This window comes from Desulfobotulus pelophilus (genome assembly GCF_026155325.1).
Classification (GTDB): Bacteria; Desulfobacterota; Desulfobacteria; order Desulfobacterales; family ASO4-4; genus Desulfobotulus; species Desulfobotulus pelophilus.
Genome location: NZ_JAPFPW010000017.1, coordinates 41068 through 62602, shown reverse-complemented (window position 1 = coordinate 62602; position 21535 = coordinate 41068). Strand labels below are relative to the sequence as shown.

General features: G+C 49.7%; 17 protein-coding genes. 7 read left to right on the top strand and 10 right to left on the bottom strand.

The annotated features are described in order from the left end of the window. Positions 1 to 46: 46 nt before the first annotated feature. The 10 genes from OOT00_RS13015 to rfbB form a co-directional block, all read right to left on the bottom strand. On the bottom strand, positions 47 to 1216 hold the full coding sequence (locus OOT00_RS13015) for an O-antigen ligase family protein (RefSeq protein ID WP_265425817.1): 1170 nt from the start codon (positions 1214 to 1216) through the stop codon (positions 47 to 49). Between the two features lie 429 nt (positions 1217 to 1645). Then, entirely contained in the window at positions 1646 to 2551 is a 906-nt protein-coding gene (locus tag OOT00_RS13010) for a glycosyltransferase family 2 protein (RefSeq protein ID WP_265425816.1), read from the bottom strand. Beyond that, entirely contained in the window at positions 2548 to 3792 is a 1245-nt protein-coding gene (locus OOT00_RS13005) for an O-antigen translocase (RefSeq protein ID WP_265425815.1), read from the bottom strand. Before OOT00_RS13005 ends, OOT00_RS13010 begins: the two co-directional genes overlap by 4 nt. Continuing rightward, a complete protein-coding gene (locus tag OOT00_RS13000) occupies positions 3779 to 5326 on the bottom strand; it encodes a DegT/DnrJ/EryC1/StrS family aminotransferase (RefSeq protein ID WP_265425814.1) in 1548 nt (515 codons plus the stop codon). Before OOT00_RS13000 ends, OOT00_RS13005 begins: the two co-directional genes overlap by 14 nt. Then, positions 5323 to 5622, bottom strand: a complete 300-nt coding sequence (locus OOT00_RS12995) for a hypothetical protein (RefSeq protein WP_265425813.1) — start codon at positions 5620 to 5622, stop codon at positions 5323 to 5325. Before OOT00_RS12995 ends, OOT00_RS13000 begins: the two co-directional genes overlap by 4 nt. An 18-nt stretch (positions 5623 to 5640) precedes the next feature. Beyond that, complete coding sequence (locus tag OOT00_RS12990) at positions 5641 to 5931, bottom strand: hypothetical protein (protein ID WP_265425812.1); 291 nt, start codon at positions 5929 to 5931, stop codon at positions 5641 to 5643. A 28-nt stretch (positions 5932 to 5959) separates the two neighbouring features. Then, on the bottom strand, positions 5960 to 6715 hold the full coding sequence (locus OOT00_RS12985; protein ID WP_265425811.1) for an N-acetyltransferase: 756 nt from the start codon (positions 6713 to 6715) through the stop codon (positions 5960 to 5962). Continuing rightward, the gene (locus OOT00_RS12980) at positions 6712 to 7110 is read right to left on the bottom strand and encodes a sugar 3,4-ketoisomerase (protein ID WP_265425810.1); all 399 of its coding nucleotides are present in this window, start codon (positions 7108 to 7110) and stop codon (positions 6712 to 6714) included. Before OOT00_RS12980 ends, OOT00_RS12985 begins: the two co-directional genes overlap by 4 nt. Then, a complete protein-coding gene (rfbA, locus tag OOT00_RS12975) occupies positions 7107 to 7979 on the bottom strand; it encodes a glucose-1-phosphate thymidylyltransferase RfbA (protein WP_265425820.1) in 873 nt (290 codons plus the stop codon). The genes OOT00_RS12980 and rfbA overlap by 4 nt, the downstream gene beginning before the upstream one ends. 2 nt (positions 7980 to 7981) lie before the next feature. Next, entirely contained in the window at positions 7982 to 9079 is a 1098-nt protein-coding gene (gene rfbB, locus OOT00_RS12970; RefSeq protein WP_265425809.1) for a dTDP-glucose 4,6-dehydratase, read from the bottom strand. A gap of 283 nt (positions 9080 to 9362) precedes the next feature. Here rfbB and OOT00_RS12965 point away from each other — a divergent pair, with 283 nt between their 5' ends. The 7 genes from OOT00_RS12965 to ettA all read left to right on the top strand — a co-directional run bounded on the left by OOT00_RS12965 (position 9363) and on the right by ettA (position 21465). Next, positions 9363 to 9671 carry a hypothetical protein gene (locus OOT00_RS12965; RefSeq protein WP_265425808.1) on the top strand — a complete coding sequence of 103 codons (309 nt, stop codon included), beginning with the start codon at positions 9363 to 9365 and terminating at the stop codon, positions 9669 to 9671. A gap of 169 nt (positions 9672 to 9840) precedes the next feature. Next, the gene (locus tag OOT00_RS12960; protein ID WP_265425807.1) at positions 9841 to 10239 is read left to right on the top strand and encodes a VanZ family protein; all 399 of its coding nucleotides are present in this window, start codon (positions 9841 to 9843) and stop codon (positions 10237 to 10239) included. A 216-nt stretch (positions 10240 to 10455) separates the two neighbouring features. Further along, positions 10456 to 12615 carry a DEAD/DEAH box helicase gene (locus tag OOT00_RS12955; protein ID WP_265425806.1) on the top strand — a complete coding sequence of 720 codons (2160 nt, stop codon included), beginning with the start codon at positions 10456 to 10458 and terminating at the stop codon, positions 12613 to 12615. A 49-nt stretch (positions 12616 to 12664) separates the two neighbouring features. Continuing rightward, positions 12665 to 14461 (top strand): autotransporter assembly complex protein TamA, encoded by a 1797-nt coding sequence (locus tag OOT00_RS12950; protein WP_265425805.1) that lies wholly within the window; start codon positions 12665 to 12667, stop codon positions 14459 to 14461. A 58-nt stretch (positions 14462 to 14519) separates the two neighbouring features. Further along, positions 14520 to 18914: a translocation/assembly module TamB domain-containing protein gene (locus OOT00_RS12945; protein ID WP_265425804.1), complete on the top strand. Its 4395-nt coding sequence runs from the start codon at positions 14520 to 14522 to the stop codon at positions 18912 to 18914. Between the two features lie 23 nt (positions 18915 to 18937). Then, positions 18938 to 19531, top strand: coding sequence for a peptidylprolyl isomerase (locus OOT00_RS12940; RefSeq protein ID WP_303649985.1), 594 nt, complete (start codon positions 18938 to 18940; stop codon positions 19529 to 19531). 248 nt (positions 19532 to 19779) lie between these two features. Beyond that, a complete protein-coding gene (ettA, locus tag OOT00_RS12935) occupies positions 19780 to 21465 on the top strand; it encodes an energy-dependent translational throttle protein EttA (protein WP_265425803.1) in 1686 nt (561 codons plus the stop codon). The last annotated feature ends 70 nt before the right edge of the window (positions 21466 to 21535 follow it).

Genomic DNA, 21535 nt, shown 5'->3' with positions numbered 1-21535 from the left:
TGATTGGATGACAACTTTGGTGTCCGATATTTCAACTTACCTCACTCTACTTAACAGATACAAGCCCAGGCTGTTTAGCAAGTGCAACAATTGATAGAAAAAACAAGTATGAGGCAATCGGCCTAACCATAATACCGTTACTTATAATACTCGTTGATAAAAACACAACAAACAAGACAAAACAAAAATTTGGATCTCTACTTTGTGCTTTTGCACGTTCATATAACGACAGCATTGCTATCAAAAATGTAAGTACGCCGATAAAACCAACTTCAATAAACAACGACAAAAAATCATTATGCGCGTTAAGATACACATTCCCCAACGCAAGTGAAGGAGTCAAGTCTGAACCATATCCATTACCTATAAACCAATTCAAAAAAGCATTGTTGGCCAATTGATTCATTTTTTCTAAATAAATCGATAAACGCCCAGAGCTCAAATTGCTATACTCTGAGAAACCAGCATTAAATGGATCTTCTAATATATAAAACACCATAATACACATGAGCAAATAATTGATAACTATAAAATACGATAGTGCTAACTCCTTAAATAACCGCATTGCTATAAATACAAACAAGGCAACGACTGCAGTCCTAACTCCAAGTAAGTTATTTATATAATAAAAGGTTACTATTAAAACCAATGCATCATACGAATACCGATACCGTGACGTATTCCAAAACAAAGCACAAAACAATATATACATAGACAATACTACATATGCAGTGCTATGCCGATTCTGAAAATAAGCTGGAGGCCACCACTGATATCGTTCATACATAGGTTCAAGATACACAAAACCAAAATGAAGAAGAAGAATACCCAACAGAATGACAAGGCAAGCCAGCTTAAATATAAGTGGATAAAAAATATTTGTATTAGAATAAAATAAAAGCCTATGGCACACCATTATAGGCAAAAAAATCCTAGCAGATGCCTTAAAAGCACCAAACATGCTCGAACCGGACCAGTACGACGAAATGGCATAAATCAAAATAAACGTAGCTATTGCAGTTAAAAGATTTACATCCTCTTTTTTTACGCCTTCTTTAAAATAAGAATATAGTAAAATGAACGCAAACAGAATATCACCTGAATATACATACAAATCTGGCATTCCTTGAATGCTGAAGATTAATTTCAAACAAAATGCAAACGCAATAAAAAAAAGCAACCATACAATGCGTTTTTTTCGTACAAAAATAATCATTGTTAACACAATTCGGTAAAGTTCAAGAATTTTGTGTCATTCTGCTACTATCGTCAAAATAAAAGGAACGACACATGTCCCAGTCCAAAAGCCCCTTGGATATAGGAGCTGTACTCTTAAAACCTTGCGTGAAGGCCAAAAACTGAACGGTAAAGCGGCAGATCAATCAACTCGCAGAAGTCGCCTACAGATTGAGCCCAAGCAACATTTATTCCAATAAGAGCTACCAAATCGTAAAAATAACAAGGCATCCCAAACAGCTAAAGCGCTGCACGACTGCCTTGCGTCATATTGATCGCCCCCCGCTGGTGACAGATTTTGCTCGACGCAATCAATAGATCGTCCTGTTTTTACAGGATCATCGCTTTTTATTTTTTTGATGAAAAATCAGAGTACACTATCTAATAAAAAATACCAGAATATAAAAGCCTATAGGCCAATCCTAAAACGAGATAAAACATAAGCAACTAGCGCTTTAGTAGTAAAAGATAAGTTAAGACTAGCTTTAAATCTTAATTGCGCCAAATGATAGTCCAGCTCCCGATGGTGGTATCTTCCTGCTGTGTAATACGATTTACTTCTTGCCTTCTTTATCTCTTTATAGCAATGTGGGAAAAAAAACTCTGCTAATGCTAAGGATACAAAACTATCATCCACGTAGCCTTTATTTTTTGCATGACTTTCATGAATACGATAACAGGTTAAAATATCCGGAAGAACATAGATCTTGCCCTTGCTACCGATATGGTAATAAAACAGGCTATCCGAAGCCACTGGCAAGCGGTAATCAAACCCATTCTTTGGGATATCCTTAGACCTAAAGATATAACTCACAACGGGTATCAAGCTATTTGCGGATTCAAGCAATTCACATAATGAATAAAAAGGGTTACTTCTTTTTTTGAGGTCTTTCCTAATTGCTATTTCACTACTGGAAGAGTCAATTAACTTTGTATAGGTTCCACAGAGCGAGACTTCAGGACAACCCTCCATAATAGAGACCTGCTTGCTTATTTTCCCAGGTAAAAAAACATCATCCCCCCCTGTCAGAGCAATATATTTACCGCTGCATGCAAACAAGGCAACATTGGAGTTCCCTGTGATACCAAGATTTTTTTCTGCTAGCTTCAAAACAAATTTACCGGGATATTGCTCATTATATTTCCTGAGCATATCCTGCGTACCATCCGTTGAACAATCATCCGCCACAACGATTTCCATATTGGGATAATCCTGAACAAGAACAGACTCTATACATTTACGAAGGTATTTTTTTTGATTGTAGGTTATAATGGCAATACTTACAAGAGGCTGGTCCTTATACATACTGCTCATATAATTTCTCCCTTAACAATCCAAACCAGTATCAATAAATACAGTATATAATTAGTTGCATAAGCATATGTAACTCCAACCAGCCCATAAAAACTGACAAAATAAAAGGTTAAACCCACAAAAGATGCAGAAAAAATAATTTCCGTACAGATAAACGCTCTGGCCATAGCCTTAGCCAGCATCAGGTATGAAAGAAGCCAAGCTATAATTTTCACAACATCCCCCACAAGCTGCACCAGAAAAAGCTCCCGCATGGAATAAAAATCAGGGGTAAACAAAAGCCAAACAATAAAATCTTTCAGGGTAAAAATTCCCGCGGACAGAAGTATCACTATGGGAAGAATAATGCTGTATCCATTTAGAATTTCTCTACGGAGCTCAGCCCTTTCTTTAATCTCCGAAAGCCTTGGCAGGTAATAAATACTCAAAGATGTGGTCACAACCATGAGGTACATGGTGGAAATATACCAGATAGCCTGCCAGTAACCAGCCTGATCCCACCCAAGGGTTTCTCCCAAAAAATTTCGTATAAGCAGATGGGAGACAGGAACCGTTGCAGCAGAAGTCAGGGACATGACTGCGTAACCCAAAAGTTTCTTACCTTCCGGCCTACTGAAACCCTTACGGAAATTATGAAAGCGGATGGTGGAATGTTTTCGCAGAACGTATAAAACTACAAAAAAAACTACGGACTGATTGGTTGCAAAGGCTAGCAAAGCACCGTGAAGCCCCATAAAAACGATAAGTAGAGATGTAAAAACAAGGCTGTAAAGGCTTTGTATGATATTTATACTTACAAAGGTTTTTATCTCTTTAAGGCCGTTGACAATGGACAGCAGCAGATTGTTGAAAACAAAAAGCACAACGGTAAAACCAAAAAGCACAAAAATGTATGAAAAGTCTCCTGATTTTAAAAACCACTCTGACGCCCATGGCGCCGCTGCAATGGTTACAGCACCAACCACCACTGAACATATAAGGCTTATTTGGGACGCTGTACTGAACAACAGGGGTATTTTAGGACTCTCCTTACCATATTCTGCAGTGTATTTTGTCACACCGCTATTTATAGGCCCTTTGGCAAGAGCCATCGTTAATTGCATAAAATTCTGAAACTGCCCGACCAAGGCAAGTCCGGACGGGCCGATATAGATGGAAACCGCCTTGTTGATCACAAGGCCTGCAATCATTTTTACGGCTGTAGCGATAAAGGCAAGAAGGGAAGTCTTAATTAAATTCATTGAGAACCTTTATCACCTCAAATACTTCATCATCAGGAATTGTCGGCCCCATGGGCAGACTCAAAACCTCCCTGTGAATCTGCTCCGTAACGGGCAGATCCATCCCGCTCCATACCCCATAAGCTTTTTGCTTATGGGGCGGAACAGGATAATGGATCAGGGTCTGAATACCCTTTTCAGCGAGATATGCCTGCAGGACTTCCCGTCTCTGACAACGCAGCACAAAAAGATGAAAAACATGGGAAGCATCTCCCTTCCAGGCTGGAAGCAAGATTTCAGGGTGGGTAATACCTTCCATGTACAGCCTCGTCACAACCTGTCTTTTTTTAATATCCCTATCCAAAGAGGGAAGTTTCACCCTCAAGAGGGCGGCCTGCATCTCATCCAGCCTGCTGTTCACTCCCTGATAAAGGTTTTCATACTTTTTATGGCTGCCATAATTGCCGAGGGCACGGATGGTGAGGGCCAGCTCTTCATCATGGGTGGTAACGGCTCCGGCATCGCCTAAGGCCCCAAGGTTTTTACCCGGATAAAAACTGAAGCATGCAGCATGCCCCCAGCTTCCTGCCTTTTTACCACCGATAACAGCACCATGGGCCTGGGCTGCATCTTCCAGTACCAGCAGATCATGCTTTCTCGCAATTTCCAGGATGGCAGACATATCCGCCATCTGTCCGTAAAGATGTACTGGCAGAATGGCCTTTGTTTTTGAATCCAGAGATTTAAGAACTTCTGAAGGGCTGATATTAAAAGTTGCAGGATCCGGCTCCACCAAAACGGGGATCAGACGGTTTTCCGTTATGGCAAGAATGCTGGCAATGTAGGTATTGGCCGGTACAAGGATTTTATCCCAATCCTTAAGCCTACCCATTTCCTTCCAGGCCCTGAGGGTCAGGATCAGCGCATCCAGCCCATTAGCAACGCCAATACAGAAGGGCGTTCCACAATATGCGGCAAATTCTGACTCAAAAGCTTTCACCTGCTGGCCCTGAATGTACCAGCCGCTGTGCAGCACCTCGTCAAAGGCCCTTTCAAGACCGGAAGCATGAATTTCGTTAATGGCTTTCAGATCCATAAATGAGATATTTGACTTTCCATACTGACCATGCTTCTGCAAAAAAATCTCTGGGTGCATGGCTATGTCCGGATATTTCTCGAGCATGCCCTTATCTCTGGTAAGAACAAAGGCATGGATCGCCTTCGCGGATGCAACAACCTGAGCACCTTCGATATCTTCGTAGTCAATTTCCATGTAGGAAGGCGTTTTTGCAATAGAAACTTTCAGCAGAAGATCTCTTATACAAAGTTCCATTAGCTTTTTGATCTGCCTCGCAGACAGCCTGTTACCAAGCCTTACTTTAAATTCATGGAATAAAATAACGCTGATATTATTCAGAGAAGAAGAACTAATATAAAAAGAAAATCCAGGCTTTTGCAGAAATTCAAAAACTTTCCCGGATTCCGGATATTTTACAAGTCTTTCATCGGATAAAAAATCAATGATGAGATTGTTATCCAGAACAAATTTTTTCATTGATATTTCTCCGCCAGATACCGGCCCCGGTCCTCAGTGTAACGGGTCATTTTACAACCAGCATCATTCAGGCCAGCCAACCCTTCCGATGCAAGCTTTTTCCAGTTTATATTAAGTTCTTCATCGGAAATAACCCCACTATCTGTGGGAGAAAGGGAGTTTGCGCCTGAAAGCGCAGGAGTTTCTTCTATGCACAGGGCAATAACTTCAATGGTTCTGGATTCAAGATAACGATAGGCTTCAGGCACATCTATTCGGCCGCTTTTTATCTGGGCCTTGAATTTTATAGCATGCATGGGATCCGCCTTTTTTATTTAAAGATGTTTTGATCTCAATGCATCAAAAAGACCGTCAGATTCATTCCGTGAAGCCGCATATGTATAGTGCAAAGACAAATTATTCAATTTGAAGGAAAGATAATCATTCACGCCCAAGGTATCATTGAGCTCCCTGAGCTTATGGATGGTATTGCTCTGACCAACCCGGGGCAGCATGACTTCAAGGGAAGGGTCTATCTCCACATAAAAAGAATCCAGCTCCAGATCCGTATTTTCCAGAATCGGAAGGACATAACTCGAACCCTGTTTTATGACTTTAACCTTCATCTTTCTGATTCCTGTCCTTTACAAAAAACTACCTTAATGTTTCAGAAGCAATTTTTTCCCAGTTTTTTACAACATCTACCGGATATCCACGAAAAAAATGCTTTCTCCACGGATAGGCTGCCTTTTGGGAGCCATCCTGGAGTTTTATTACTAATGTCTTACAAGTTTTTTTAGCAGGAGAGCCCGCATAAACAAAATCTTCTTCCGTAGAACCTTTCAGTAAAGAATGCGCTCCAACGAGTACACCCTTTGAAACATGTGCTCCCGGAAGGATTACGGACATTGTGGCGATGACAGCAAAATCATCTACTGTTACGCCCTGCATAATATTACTGGGGGGATGCGGATCATTGGTTAATACACTATAGGGAAAAATCCATACAAAATCCCCTATAATGCTTTGCTGTCCTATATGAACATTGCTGTGTAAACGAACATAGTTCCCAAAGCTACAGTACCCTTGAATATCGCTCAATGTACCAATCTGAAGGTTTTTACCTGATTTAGTATTTTCTCTGACAGTTACCCTGTGACCCGTAACAAGCTTTTCCTCAAAAATTGAACCTTCATAGAAAATAGAATGTGACCGAATATGAGAATCGCCACCTATAAATAAGTTTTTCCCTTCTGACAGATGATTGGAAACCCCAATCTCACAATGACTTTCTATGATCACATTATCGGCAATACTCACATTATCATAAACTATTGTAAACGGCCCAATATGGACATTTTTTCCTATTCTGGCAGCAGAAGAGACAATGGCTGTTGAATGAATAGTCATAATAGTAGCTCCAAAAAATTCTGATAATCCCTAATATAATCCCCTTCATCATAATACTCATTCGCAAAGACTATCAGCACACAGTCCGGACTGAAATCATGCATCTCGCGCCAGACCATATCCCCAACCAGAAGACCCTTTGACGGTGAATCCAGCCATGCTTCTCCACGGACTCTGCCATTATCCAGAATCATTCTGCATTTCCCACGGACACAGACCGCCACCTGCTGCAAGGATTTATGGGCATGGAACCCTCTGGCAACGCCTTCTTCGGTTCCAAAAATATAGTATACCCGCTTTATCTCAAAGGGGATATTCTTGCCCTCTTCAATAACCACAAGAAAGCCTCTTTCATCACCACGAACGGCAAAATCAATCCAGCGAAACAGGGTCATGTTCTTTCCCCACAAAGACTCAACAAATACTTACCATATCCTGTCTTCTCAAGACTCTCGCCAGTTCTTTGAATTGCCACCCGATCAAGCCAGCCATTGTTCAGGGCAATTTCTTCAAGACATGCAAGCTTCAGACCCTGCCGCGTCTCTAAGGTCTGCACAAACATGCCAGCATCCAAAAGACTTTCATGGGTCCCCGTATCCAGCCAGGCAAAACCCCTGCCCAAAAGCTCCACATGCAGCGTCTTACGCTTCAGATATTCCTGATTGATGCTGGTAATCTCAAGTTCTCCCCTGTCCGATGGCTTTACCTCTTTTGCAATACTCACGACATCATTGTCGTAGAAATAAAGGCCTGTAACAGCATAATTGGATTTCGGCTTTACGGGTTTTTCGTCAATGGAAACCGCCCGCCTGTTCTTATCAAAGGCGACAACGCCAAAGCGTTCCGGATCTTTCACCTGATATCCGAATACAGTGGCTCCATTTTCTCTGGCTGCGGCCTCTTTGAGCTTAGGTGAAAAGCCCTGACCGTAAAAGATGTTGTCTCCCAGAATGAGGCATACCCCGTCTTTTCCGATAAAGTCTTCACCAATGATGAAGGCCTGGGCCAGACCATCCGGGCTGGGCTGCACGGCATAGCTCAAAGAGATACCAAAATCCGAACCATCACCCAGCAGCCTTTGGTAAGAAGACTGATCTTCCTGGGTTGTAATCACAAGGATATCCCGGATACTCGCCAGCATGAGAACGGAAAGGGGATAGTAGATCATGGGCTTATCGTAGATGGGCAAAAGCTGCTTGGATACGCCTCTTGTGATGGGGTAGAGCCTTGTTCCGGATCCGCCAGCCAGCAGAATGCCTTTCATTGTCATACCCATGCCTCCATGGGGCTGTCGCAGCCCAGTCTTTCCAGCCTGTATGCCCCATTCAGTACCCGTTGCCACCAGTCTTCATTATCAAGGTACCAGCGTACTGTCTTTCTCAGCCCCGTTTCAAAGCTTTCCTCCGGCTTCCAGCCAAGATCCCTTTCCATTTTTGAGGCATCCATGGCATAGCGCAGATCATGACCCGGCCTGTCCGTCACAAAACGGATAAGGCCTCTGAATCCGTAAGGATTGCCGCTTTTCAGGCTGTTGGGGTTTTCCGGTGCCATTTCCTCCAAAAGATCACAGATGGTTTCCACCACCTCCATATTTCTCTTTTCGTTGTGGCCGCCGATATTGAAGGTTTCACCAACAGGGCCACGGCATAATACAAGGTAGAGGGCGCGGACATGATCTTCCACATACAGCCAGTCCCGTATCTGCCGGCCGTCTCCGTAAACGGGAAGGGATTTTCCGTGCAGAGCGTTGAGAATCATGTGGGGAATGAGCTTTTCCGGAAAATGATACGGCCCGTAATTGTTGGAGCAGTTTGTCACCAGAACGGGAAGGCCGTAGGTTCTGTGCCATGCTCGTACCAGATGATCGGAACCGGCCTTGCTGGCTGAATAGGGGGAACTGGGCGCATAGGAAGTGGTCTCCGTGAAGGCAGCTTCGCTTTCGTCAAGATCGCCAAAAACCTCATCCGTTGAAATATGATGAAAGCGAAAGGCGATCTTCGCCTCCTCAGGGAGGGTCATCCAGAAGGCCCTGCATACTTCGAGGAGGGTAGCCGTACCCACCAAGTTGGTTTCAATGAAGGCCGCTGGCCCGTCTATGGATCTGTCCACATGGCTTTCCGCAGCAAGGTGCATCACCGCATCCGGCCTGTGGGTGTCAAAAACCCGCTGAAGCTCACTGCCATTGCCGATATCCACTTGCTCAAAGGCATACCTTGGATTATGGGCAGCCTGTCCGAGGGATTCCAGGTTCGCCGCATAGGTAAGCTTATCCACATTAACAACGCTGTCTGTGGTGTTTTCGATAATATAACGGATCAGTGCAGAGCCAATAAACCCCGCGCCACCTGTAACGAGAATCCTCATGTTATGGAACACCGTCTTTCGCGATCTTACCACAAGCCTGATTAAAAATAAAAACCGATTGTTGTTAACCATTATACCATACAGAAGAAAAGCCACGCTGCCTAACACTCCAAAAACAGGCCATATTACCCACAGGCATACTCATATGGCTTATTGCAAAGGGCAACAGAAAGGACATAAACCCGCGTTGTTTAGCGCAAGCTGTTTCGCAAACATCATAAACTTAACGCAACATCCTGCATCACAAAACCCACGATAAGAATCAAAATAAAGGGCTGGAGCAATGCTGCCTCATCTCAACAGACAGATAAGTAACAACCAAGAAGCTATAGAGCCCAAGCAGCAATCCCTGCAGAAAGGTTTACGCCTCCGCCAACGCTATGAAACAACCGCTATGCACGACGAAAAACATAATTTAATTTTTTTACACAAAACGAGTGTATCACAACAGTTATCTGAATTTTTCAAAACCATACTCCCCGCCTGCAAAAATGGCAACGGGTTTTTTCACCAAAACGAAAAAATACAAACACACCTTTCCTTAAAACCAAGCAGAACGTCATCAACGGGTACAAGTTCGCTGGCAGCATAAAATGACTGGAACTCATGGAGGGAAAAAGCTATGCTGCGCCACGGCGCTGTTGCCGGATATCTTGACCCGGAACTGTACGGATATGAAACCTGCACCACCCTCCCCATACGGAACCCGTAACAACATCCCTGTTCCTTCCCGGCCCTCCGACCGGAGCCCTTGTCTGCGCATGGCAGATCTTCTTGCCCTTACGGTCTGCCTTGTCATAGCCACTCTGGTCACCAGCAAATACATGCCCAACCATCAGGCGCTGGCCCTGCGTGCCGAAGCCTTTGTAGGCGGGTACGTTATTCTGCACCGGGTGGCCGGGGCGGTGTTTACCCTTTCCGTGGTCTGGCTGTGCCGGGTACACCGGTGGCCGTGGTGGGGGCAGGGCTTTCTGTTCGCCGCCATCCTCACAGTCTTTGCGCTGGACGAATGGATCCAGAGCATCATTCCCCACAGACACGGCTGCCTGCAGGATTTTTACAACTCCGCCATCGGATGGGGAACGGCTCTGGCCATCTGGGGAATCGCCAGATTTCTGTGGAAGCTTCATGCAAAAAAAGAAGAAAAGCGGCTCTCCTAAAAACCGCATTCCGGCCGGAACAGAAGGCATCACCCCACACCCTGCACCCCGGCATTCTTCCATGGCCGTACGGTACCAATCCGTGCTGTTTCAACACATAAACCGGTAAACCCCTTGCCCGGCCGCCACTTCAATGGTATAGCCAATGATGTTTTTTGTGCCTTTTTCAAGACTTATACCCTTTCCGGGCTTTCCGGCCCAACGAATGCGAACCCCATGAACTCATCCCACAAGCCATCCGGAAAACCCGGTGCCAAACCTCACTTCCGCAAAAAACGTCACAGCGCGGACAAATCGCCCGCAGGCCGGACAATGAAGCCCGGCTCAGACCCCAGGCTCAAACCCGTATTTGCCAAAATAGGGGTGCCGGAATCCAAACCCTTCCAAGCCGATCCCTTTCAGGAGAAGGCCATAGAGGCCGTGGGTAAAGGTGATTGCCTGGTCATGGCTCCCACGGGTTCCGGAAAAACCTATATTGCGGAAAAAGCCATTGAAAAGGTATTCAGCGAAGGGAAAAGAGCCTGGTATGCCTCTCCCCTGAAAGCGCTCACCAATGCCATTCATACCGCTTTCTGCCGCCAGTTCGGGGAAAAGAACGTGGGAATCCTCACGGGTGACCGAAAGGAAAATCCAGATGCTCCGCTGATCATCGGCACCACGGAAATCCTCAGAAACCAGCTCTATGATGCCATGCATACGGGCGAGGATATCCGCTGCGACCTGGTTATTCTGGATGAAGCCCACTATCTGGGAGACCCCGACAGGGGTGTTGTGTGGGAAGAAACCATTATTTATATGCCACCAAGGGTACCCCTGCTGCTGCTTTCCGCCACCATCGGGAATGCGGAAGAAATTGCCGGATGGCTGGAATCCATGCGCAGCCAGACCTGCACCATCATACGGGCCAAACGCAGACCCGTTCCCCTCCAGCCCCTGTTTTTTCATCCCAGCGGTACCCTTTTTCCCTTTCTGGCAGAATACGATGCCAGCCTTCACATTGGCCGAAAAGGGCTGCACAAAAAAGTACTCCAGTATCTTTCCGCCGATAAACCTCCCCTGCTGGCCCCGCCCCGCAGACTGCCCAATATGGCGGATATTCTGGCGGTTCTCCGTCATTACAACCTTCTGCCCGCCATTTTCTTTCTCAAATCAAGGGCAGATTGTGACGCGGCCATTACCCTCTGTGATGAAGCAGGCCTTCTGGCGGATCCGGAACGGGCCAGCGCCCTGCGGAACCGCATGGACGAGCTCACCCGGTTCTGGCCCCATGCAGCCCGCCATCCCCAGCGGATGCACATTGAACGAAGGGGAGTGGCCGCCCATCATTCAGGCCATCTGCCCGCATGGAAAATGGTGGTGGAAACCCTGATGTCCGAAGGACTGCTGGATGCGGTTTTTGCCACTTCCACCGTTGCTGCCGGGGTCAACTTTCCCGCACGTACCGTTCTTGTGGCTAACTCAGACCGCTTCAACGGCACGGAATTCATGCCCCTTTCCTCCACGGAATTTCATCAGATGACAGGCAGAGCCGGACGCAGGGGCAAGGACCGAATCGGTTTTGCCGTGGCTCTTCCGGGAAAATTCATGGACCTGCGCCATTTCGGCCGCATGATCAATGCGCCGCCCACGGAAGTGGAAAGCCAGATCCGCATCGATTTTTCCATGGCACTGAATCTTCTTTTATCCCACACCCCTGCCATGGTAAAAGCTATCATGAACCGAAGCTTTGCCGCCTTCCGCATTGCCCACAGGCTTACGGGTAAAAGTTCCCGAAAGGCCAGTGCCGGAGCAGCGGAACTGCTCTTTGCCGATTTCAACCGTCATTTACGCTTTCTCAAGGAAAAGGGCTTTGTAAACAACGATGACCGCCTCAGCGATGACGGTCTCTGGGCCGCCCAGCTGCGCATCGACCAGCCCGTTCTTGTGGCCGAAGGATTCCGGCGCAGGCTCTTTCCCGAAAAGGAGCCCGCTGTCATGGCCGCTCTCATGGCCTGTTTTGTCAATGAACGGGAAGCGGATGATCAGGAAATTCCGGAGCACCTTATTCCTGAAAAACTGCTCAAGGCCTTTCTCCACCTGCGCAAGCAGCTGCAACCCTTTGCCAAGGAAATGGTGGCAAAGGGGTTTCCTGTTTTTCCGCTTTACCTTACGCCTGCGGTTACCGTGTACCACTGGACATCGGGAATAAGCTGGGAAGAAGTGCATAAAAACAGCCCCCTTGCCGAAGGGGATCTGGTTCGTCTCCTGATGCGCACGGCGGAAAATCTCCGCCATGTGGGTAATCTTGCCCATGTTTTTCCCGGTGTTTCCAAGAATGCCATAGCCGCTGTCAACGCCATACTCCGGGAACCCGTTACGGATGCCTACACCCTGTAGACCCCAAAAAAAACAGGGCGAAACCGTACGCCACCTTTTCAGGACAGTCATGAATGCTTCTGTCTTTTCTGTCAGAACAATCCAGGTTCTCATTCTTATGGTTCTCCTGCCCTTTTCCGCAGCGGCCAACCTGCTGCCCTTTCTGTATCAGGATGCCTACAGGGTAAGCATTCAGGGAGACGTTCCTCCGGAAATCCGGAATATTCTGGAAGCCGTCTCCGACACCTTTTCCATGAAAGACCGCCCGGTCCCCACAACAGAAATGCTGCGCAGACGGGCGGCCAATGATATACCCGACATGACCCGGGCCTTGCGCTCCGAAGGTTTTTACAACAGCCGTATCACAAGGGAAGTGAATCTGGAACGCAGTCTGCCGGAAGTTATTTTTTATGTGGATACAGGGCCTGCCTACATGATCAATGACATTATCATCACCACCGAAGATACCCAGATTCCCCTGCATGCCCTGCCCGTGGCATCCGATCTCCGCCTCACTCCCGGTACCCGGGCACGGGCTCCGGAAATTCTGCAGGCAAAAGAACACCTGAAATCATTTTTCAGGGAGCGAGGCTATCCCTCCCCGCGTTCAGATCTGCAGAGAACCCTTGTCAACCACGCCGAGCGAACAGTGAATCTTCACTATACCTATGCTGCCGAACCCCAGGCTTTTTTTGGTGACACCATCATAGAGGGCAACGAACGGGTCCATTCCCTTTATGTGGAAAACCGTATTCCATGGAGAAAGGGAGAGCTGTTTCAGGCCTCCCGCCTGAACCGGCTGCGAAGCCAGCTCATGCAGGACGGACTCTTTGCCATTGTGGATATTGAGCACCCGGCAGAACCCAATGAAGACCTCAGCCTGCCCGTTCATGTCTCCCTTCTGGAACGAAGCCCCCGAACCATACGAACCGGTCTCTTTTATGAAACAGACACCGGAGCCGGTACCAAGCTGGAATGGGAACACCGCAACCTCAGGGGGATGGGCGAACGCCTTTCCACGGGTCTCACCGTGGCGGAAAAACAGCAGCGCATATCATCGGAATACCGCATTCCGGATTTTCTGGATAAACGTCAGTCTCTTACCCTCACAGGATGGGCAGGCCAGGAGGAAAGCGAGGCTTATGAAAGTGAAGAAGGTGCCGTGGGAGCCAAGCTGTTCCGTCAGCTCAACCATTCATGGTCCGGTGGCATTGGGGTTCAGTACCGGGTCAGCAGTATCACCCAGCTGCAGGAGACCCAGACTTACGGCCTCCTCTCCTTTCCCCATGAACTGACATGGGACAAACGCAATGACGTACTCAATCCCACCCGCGGTTTCCGCATGCAGATCAAGGGGGAGCCTTTCTGGGATTCTCTGGATACGGGTCTGTGGTTCTACAAACTGTACGGCTCTCTCTCGGGCCATCTCCCCCTCATCGGGGAAGACCGGCTGGTTCTTTCCGCAAGGGGGGGTGTGGGCTCCATCATTGGTGAATCCAACCTCAATATCCCTGCGGATGAACGCTTTTACGGAGGCGGTGGCGGCTCCATCCGCGGCTATGCCTACCAGTCCATCGGCCCGGAAGAAAAGGGCGAAGTGGTGGGCGGCAGAAGCATGGTGGAAACAGGGCTGGAACTTCGCTGGCGCATGAAAAACAATCTGGGTCTGGTGGCTTTTCTGGATGGCGGCCAGGTTTTCACCCAGTCTCAGCTTCAGCTGGAAGATGAGTTCCACTGGGGAGCAGGGCTGGGCCTGCGCTATTATACGGATTTTGCGCCTTTCCGTCTGGATGTGGCCTTTCCACTGAACTCCCGACCCAATGATGACGCATTCCAGCTTTACATCAGTATAGGCCAGGCCTTTTAGCCTTCCGGCCCGCAACACATGCAACCCTCACCCTGAAAGCAACCGTAGGAAACCCACAATGACCGGGGAAACCGCACCACAAGCCACTCCGCAATCCCGCCGAATCAGAGGGCTGTTTCTTATCCTGTTATGGATATTCCTTGGCCTGATCTTCACCCTTTCCACGGCAAGCCTTGTTCTCCTGCGAACCCATACGGGCCATAAATTGCTGGAATCCGGCATCAACCGCCTGCTCCATTCGGAAGAAGGCCTCCGTGTGCATATTCAGGGCCTGCACGGTGCCCTTCCCTTTGCCATTGGCATAAGCGGGCTCCGTCTTTCAGACCCCGAGGGAACCTTCTTTGAGGGAAAAGACCTGCGATTGGTCCTTTCCCCAGCCGATCTTCTTTCCGGACGCATCCACATCACAGAAATTCACAGCCGCTATCTGGGCCTCTACCGCCTGCCCGGACTGCCACCCGGAAAAGCACCTGCCGAAAAACCCGGAAAGGAAAAGGCCTTTCCCCCGAACCTCCCGGCCATTCTGCTGGATCAGCTGCTGCTGGAAGAGGTCTATCTGGCAGATACTGTGGCAGGAGAAGATATCCGCTTTCGGGTGGAAGCCTTTCTCGGTGCCGATGATACCACCTGGCAGGCAGGACTGCATGCCAGAGTATTCGAAGGGCCTCCCGGTACCCTGCAGCTGGACGCCGGATATTTTCCGGCAACCCGACTTCTCAATATGAACCTGCAGCTGGAAGAGAGCAGCGGCGCTCTGGCTCTGATGCTGGGACTGGCGGAAAAAATGCCGCTGTCCGCAAGCCTCGGGGGAGAAGCCCTCAGCGGTGCCTGGTCCGGAGATCTTCATGTGCAGGCAGGAGACAGAAACAAAATCCAAACAAGCATTCACCTTTCATGGGAAGATCTTCCCACCCTTCTTCTGGACGGCCGATGGGAGCTGGATGAAAACCTCCTTCCCGCCCCCCTTGCAGGCCATATGGCATCGGGTCATTTTGCAACGGCCCTTTCCAGAGAACAATCCGGGGATATTTTCATCTCCGATCTTGCCCTTGGTAACAAGGCCCTGGACATCCGGGCCAAAGGCCACCTCCACCCGACTAAGCAGGAAATGGATACGGACCTGTCCGTTCATCTCCGGGATACGGAAACCATAGCCCGGTGGATCCATGTCAACCCCGGTTCGGAAGTCACCCTGCATGCCAATGTCTCCGGCTCCTTCACCTCTCCCCATACCCGGCTGGAGCTTCAACTGACAAATCCGGATGTTGTAGGTATTTCCTTTTCAGATCTCTCTCTCAAAGGAGAACTTTCTCTCAGAGAAAACAAAAAAGGCCTGCCAGACCTTGTTGCCAGCGGACGCATTACGGGCAAGGACTTTCTGTATGTATACGCTCCCCTGCCCGACCGTCTGGAAGCGGATTTCGACCTCCACTATGCCCTTTCTTCCGGAGACCTTCTGGTCAATGATCTCTCCATTACAGGAGAAGGACTTGCCTTTCAGGGCCATGGCAGCATGAACACCAAAAATCTCCGCAACAATTTTTCCGCTCGTCTGAATCTCAACCAGCTTACCCCCTGGATTGCTCCCTACGGTATGGCAGACCTTGGTGCTGCGGGGACCCTGACAACCCACATGCAGGGCGTTTTCTACCCTCTGGATCTTCATTTTGACATAGAAACCAGCCTCACGGAAATGACAGGCCTGCCCGCTCCCCTGGACATCCTTGCGGGCGAGCGGGCAAACCTTACGGGCGAACTGGAACTCGGCTACCGCCATACCGAAGGGAGTGAACTGGGAATTCACATACGGGGAGCCCGGCTTACCACCGCCCTTGCCGAATTAAGCGGTCACATGAATCTTTTCCCCATGAGCCGCCACATGGAAAGCCGGGGAGACATGCTTCTCCATGAAACCGCCGATCTTTTGCCGGATAAAGGCGTCAGCGGTGCACTGAATCTTGGCGCAACCCTGCAGGGCAGGCTGGACGAGCTTTCCCTTTCCGCCACCCTTACCAGCACCACCTTGACCCTGCCCACAAGCCCCATGCCCTTTTCCCTTGATCTTGCGATCACAGACATTCCCCGAAGGCCCACAGGCAACCTCACCCTTTCCGGCGGGCCGGAAAAACTTCCCTTTTCAGCCGACATCGCCTTTTTCCGTGATAACGGCGAGCTGATGCTGAATGAAATTACCTTCCGCCTCCCCGGCGCCGATGTAGCGGGTAATGCAGGAATCCATCTGTCCACCATGGATGTGCTTGCAGACATCAAAGCCCATATCAGCGATGCCGCTCCCCTGGCCAGCCTCGCCGGTCTGAATGCCGCAGGTACGGCAACTCTGGATCTGCGTCTTCTGTCCCATCAGGGGCAGCAGGATGCCACCCTTCTTCTCAGCATGAACCACTGGAAAACGGACGTTGCCAGTCTGGGTCATCTTCTTTTTGAAGGAACGGCCCATGACCTCACCGGGCAAGCGACCCTGGATGCCACTCTGCTGGCAGACAACCTGGCTTCCGGAACCAGTTTACTGGAACATACAAGGGCTTCGGCCCGGGGATCGCTGAAGGACCTTTCCCTTTTCTTTGAAAGTCAGGGAAAACAAAATGATCTGCCCTTTTATCTGGATTTTGAAGCCCTGTACAATGAAGAAAAACAGAAACGATCTTTCACCCTCCACAGCCTCTATGCACAGCTGGACGGACACACCCTGTCCGCCCTGTCTCCCATAGAACTCCACCAGAAAGGGGATACCTTCACTCTCCGCTCCCTGAACCTTGCTCTGGACAAGGGAGAACTGCAGGCAAAAGGCATATGGAGCCCTGAAAGAATTGAGCTGACAAGCCAGCTCCAGAAACTGCCCATCTCTCTTTTGCTGCCTGCCGCCAAGGGAACGGTCGATGCCCGCATGAGCCTAAGTGGCTCTCCTTCCAACCCGGAAGGGCACGTTTCCCTTACAGCCAGTCAGCTTTCAACCCGAACCTCCCATGAGCAGGCCCTGCCTGAAATGGAAGTGAAAACCGATGCTACATTCCACCATCAGGTTTTTTCCATTGCCATTCACGCCAGGGAAATGCACGGGAACAAACCTATTCTCACAGGAAAAGGCAGCCTTCCCGTGAAGCTTTCCCTTGCTCCCTTCCGGTTCCTCCTTCCTCAGGACACCCCGGTTCAGGCGGCCATCCGAGGAGAGCTGGACCTTGCACGTCTGGGTTTTCTCTTCATGCCGGATCATCAGCTTCTTGAAGGCAAAGCCCTTCTGAACCTTCAAATAGAAGGTCCTCTCCATGCTCCCCGGCCATCAGGAACCCTGACGCTGGAAGACGGAGTGTATCAACATCTGGAACAGGGGCTGCTGATCCGGGATATGGCGGCCTCCGTCTCCATGACGGGCGGAGCCATCCGGCTGGACAGCTTTACCGCCAGTGACGGCTTCCGGGGACTCGCCCAGGGAACGGGAGAGATTAGCCTTTCAAGTAACAATAATTTCCCCTTTCAGCTGTCCCTGAACACAGAACGCTTCCGGGTTGTGGATAACCCATCGCTTATGGCTGCCATTGCCCAAGGCTCCCTGAACATACAGGGTACGCACCTGCAGCAGGAAGTAACGGGAGACATCCGCTTCGAACGCGTGGAGATCTTTCTTAAAGAATTCGGCGGGCCGGATATAGCCGAACTTACCGTGGTAGAAATCCACGGTCCGGGGGAAGAGGATGAGCCTCCCCCGCGGACAAGGCCACCCATGGATACCCGCCTGAACCTCCAGCTGCATTTTCCTTCCCGCATTTTTGTACGGGGGCGGGGCCTTGACTCCGAATGGGGAGGCAACCTGGATATCACGGGCCAGGCAAAGGATCCGGTGGTTCGGGGCGATATACGGCTCATCCGGGGCCGACTGGACTTTCTGGGAAAACGGCTCACCCTTTCTCAGGGAACCATTATGCTGGACGGAAGCCAGCCGCCCAGCCCCTTTGTCTCCTTTGAAGCCAGACAGGAAGGCCGGGAAGTTGTTTCCATTCTCCGCGTGGAAGGCCAGCCCCCTCAGCTGGATTTCACCCTTTCCTCAGAACCTGCCCTTCCCCAGGACGAAGTACTGGCCCAGATGCTCTTCGGCCGGTCTCTGGCAACCATAACGCCCATACAGGCAGCTCAACTTGCCCTTGCCGCAAGGGAACTGGCAGGCTATGGTGGTGGTCCCGGTGCCATGGACACGGCCCGGAGCTTCTTCGGACTGGATGATCTCAACATCGTTTCCGATGGCGATGACAATGACGACATCCGCCTTCGTGCCGGTAAATATGTACACGAAAAGGTATACCTGCGCGTTGAAAAAGATCTGAGAACCAACGATGACCTTGTTTCCGCGGATGTGGAACTATCCCGCCGCATCACCCTTGAAAGTAAAATTGGCCCCAAGGGTGGCGGCATGGGACTTTTCTGGAAAAAAGACTATTAAAAGATCAATAAGGAGATTCTCACATGCGGCGCATTCTCACCCTTGCCATCTGCCTTGCCTTTATTACGGCCTCTCCGGCCTTTGCCGAAAAAACAGCGGCGGCGTCCCAACCTGAAACCGTCCGCATTGCCATGGAAACCAGCATGGGTACCATGATTCTTGAACTGTATCCTGACAAAGCCCCGGAAACCGTACAGAACTTTCTTTCCTATGCATCCACGGGTTTTTATAACGGCACCATTTTTCACCGGGTAATCCACGGCTTTATGGTACAGGGCGGCGGATTCACAGAAAATATGCAGCAAAAACCCACACAAGACCCCATTGCCAATGAAGCGGCCAACGGATTAAAAAACCAGAAAGGGACCATTGCCATGGCCCGTACCAATGCTCCCCATTCCGCCACCAGCCAGTTCTTCATCAATACGGTGGATAACGAATTTCTCAACTACAAGGCTTCCACCGCCCAGGGCTTCGGATACTGCGTATTCGGTCGGGTAGTGGAGGGCATGGATGTGCTGAGCAGAATAGAACGGGTGACCACAGGTCTTTCAAAAGGACACCAGAATGTACCCAGAGAAGCCATAAAGATTCTTTCCGTAAAAAAACTGCCCTGAATGGAGGGGCTGAAAGCTCTGATCCGAAACCGTAGCTATCAGGTCACTCACCAAAAGCCCGGGCATCTTGTCCGGGCTGAGAAAAACTTTCCGGGAACCAGCCCTTGCCATTCCGGCCGTCTTCCTTTAGATACGGACTGAAATGAGTGCCTGATGAAACCTTCTGGCACACTGACATATGGACAAAAAAGCGCACCCCATGGTGCGCTTCCCTTTTATGAAACCCCATCAACAAAGGAGCATTACCCATGAGCGTGGATACCAAAAAGGTCATCTACACAATGATGCAGGTAAGCAAACGGCATGGCACCAAAACCGTGCTGAAGGATATTTCCCTTTCCTATTATTATGGTGCCAAAATTGGCGTACTGGGTTTGAACGGATCCGGTAAAAGTACCCTTCTGCGCATCATGGCTGGTGTGGACAATGAGTTTGCCGGAGAAACCATCCTTTCCGACGGTTACTCCATCGGCTACCTGCCTCAGGAACCCCTGCTGGACGAAAACCGTACCGTACTGGAACTGGTGGAGGAAGGTGCCGGTCAGGTGGCTGCCCTGATGAAGGAATACAATGCCATCAACGAAAAATTTGCAGAACCCATGGATGATGACGCCATGAACAAACTGATTGAGCGTCAGGGCGAGGTACAGGATCTGCTGGACCGCATGGACGGCTGGGACATTGACGCCCGGCTGGAAATGGCCATGGATGCGCTGCGCTGCCCGCCGCCGGACGCAAAGGTGGCCGTACTCTCCGGTGGTGAGCGTCGCAGAGTGGCACTGTGCAAACTGCTTCTGCAGAAACCCGATATCCTGCTTCTCGACGAACCCACCAACCATCTGGATGCGGAATCCGTGGCATGGCTGGAACAACACCTGAAACAGTATGCGGGAACCATCATTGCCGTTACCCATGACCGCTATTTCCTCGACAATGTGGCCGGCTGGATTCTGGAACTGGACAGGGGAGAAGGCATTCCCTGGAAGGGCAATTACTCCTCATGGCTGGAACAGAAACAAAAACGCCTTGCGGATGAGGAAAAACAGGAATCCCAGCGTCAGAAAACCCTGGAACGGGAGCTGGACTGGATCCGCATGAGCCCCAAGGGACGCCATGCCAAATCCAAGGCCCGCATCAGTGCCTATGAGGAAATGCTGGGCCGCAGCAACGAACAGATGGACCGTGATCTTCAGATTTTCATTCCCTCCGGTCCCCGTCTCGGTAATCTCGTCATTGAAACCGATGGCGTCAGCAAGGCCTTTGAAGATAAACTCCTTGTGGAAGACATGAGCTTCAACCTGCAGCCCGGCAGCATCGTGGGCATCATCGGCCCCAACGGAGCCGGTAAAACCACCCTTTTCCGCATGATTTCCGGGGAAGAGACGCCGGATAAAGGGAACATACGGGTGGGAGAAACCGTAAAGCTGGGATATGCGGACCAGCACAGGGGATCCCTTGAATCCGGCAAAAGTATCTGGGAAGTCATTTCTGGTGGTCAGGATATCGTGATGGTGGGTGGCCGGGAAGTCAACTCCCGTGCCTATGTGGCCCGCTTTAACTTCTCGGGAGCAGATCAGCAGAAAAAGGTGGAAGTCCTTTCCGGCGGGGAGCGCAACCGGGTGCATCTGGCCCAGATGCTCAAATCCGAAGCCAACGTCCTGCTCCTTGACGAACCCACCAACGATCTGGACGTAAACACCATCCGTGCACTGGAAGAGGGCCTTGCCAATTTTGCGGGCTGTGCCCTCATCATCAGCCATGACCGCTGGTTCCTGGACAGAACCTGCACCCACATCCTCGCCTTTGAGGGAGATGCGGAAGTAGTCTTCTTTGACGGCAATTTCACGGAATACGAGGAAGACAAAAAACGCCGCCTGGGAGCCGATGCCCTGATTCCCAAACGCATGAAATACAGAAGGCTGACCCGGCAGTAACAGGGCCTGAAACCCCACATACCTTCACCCTTTTTCTTCTCCACACCCGGCAGCCACCACATGGCAGCCC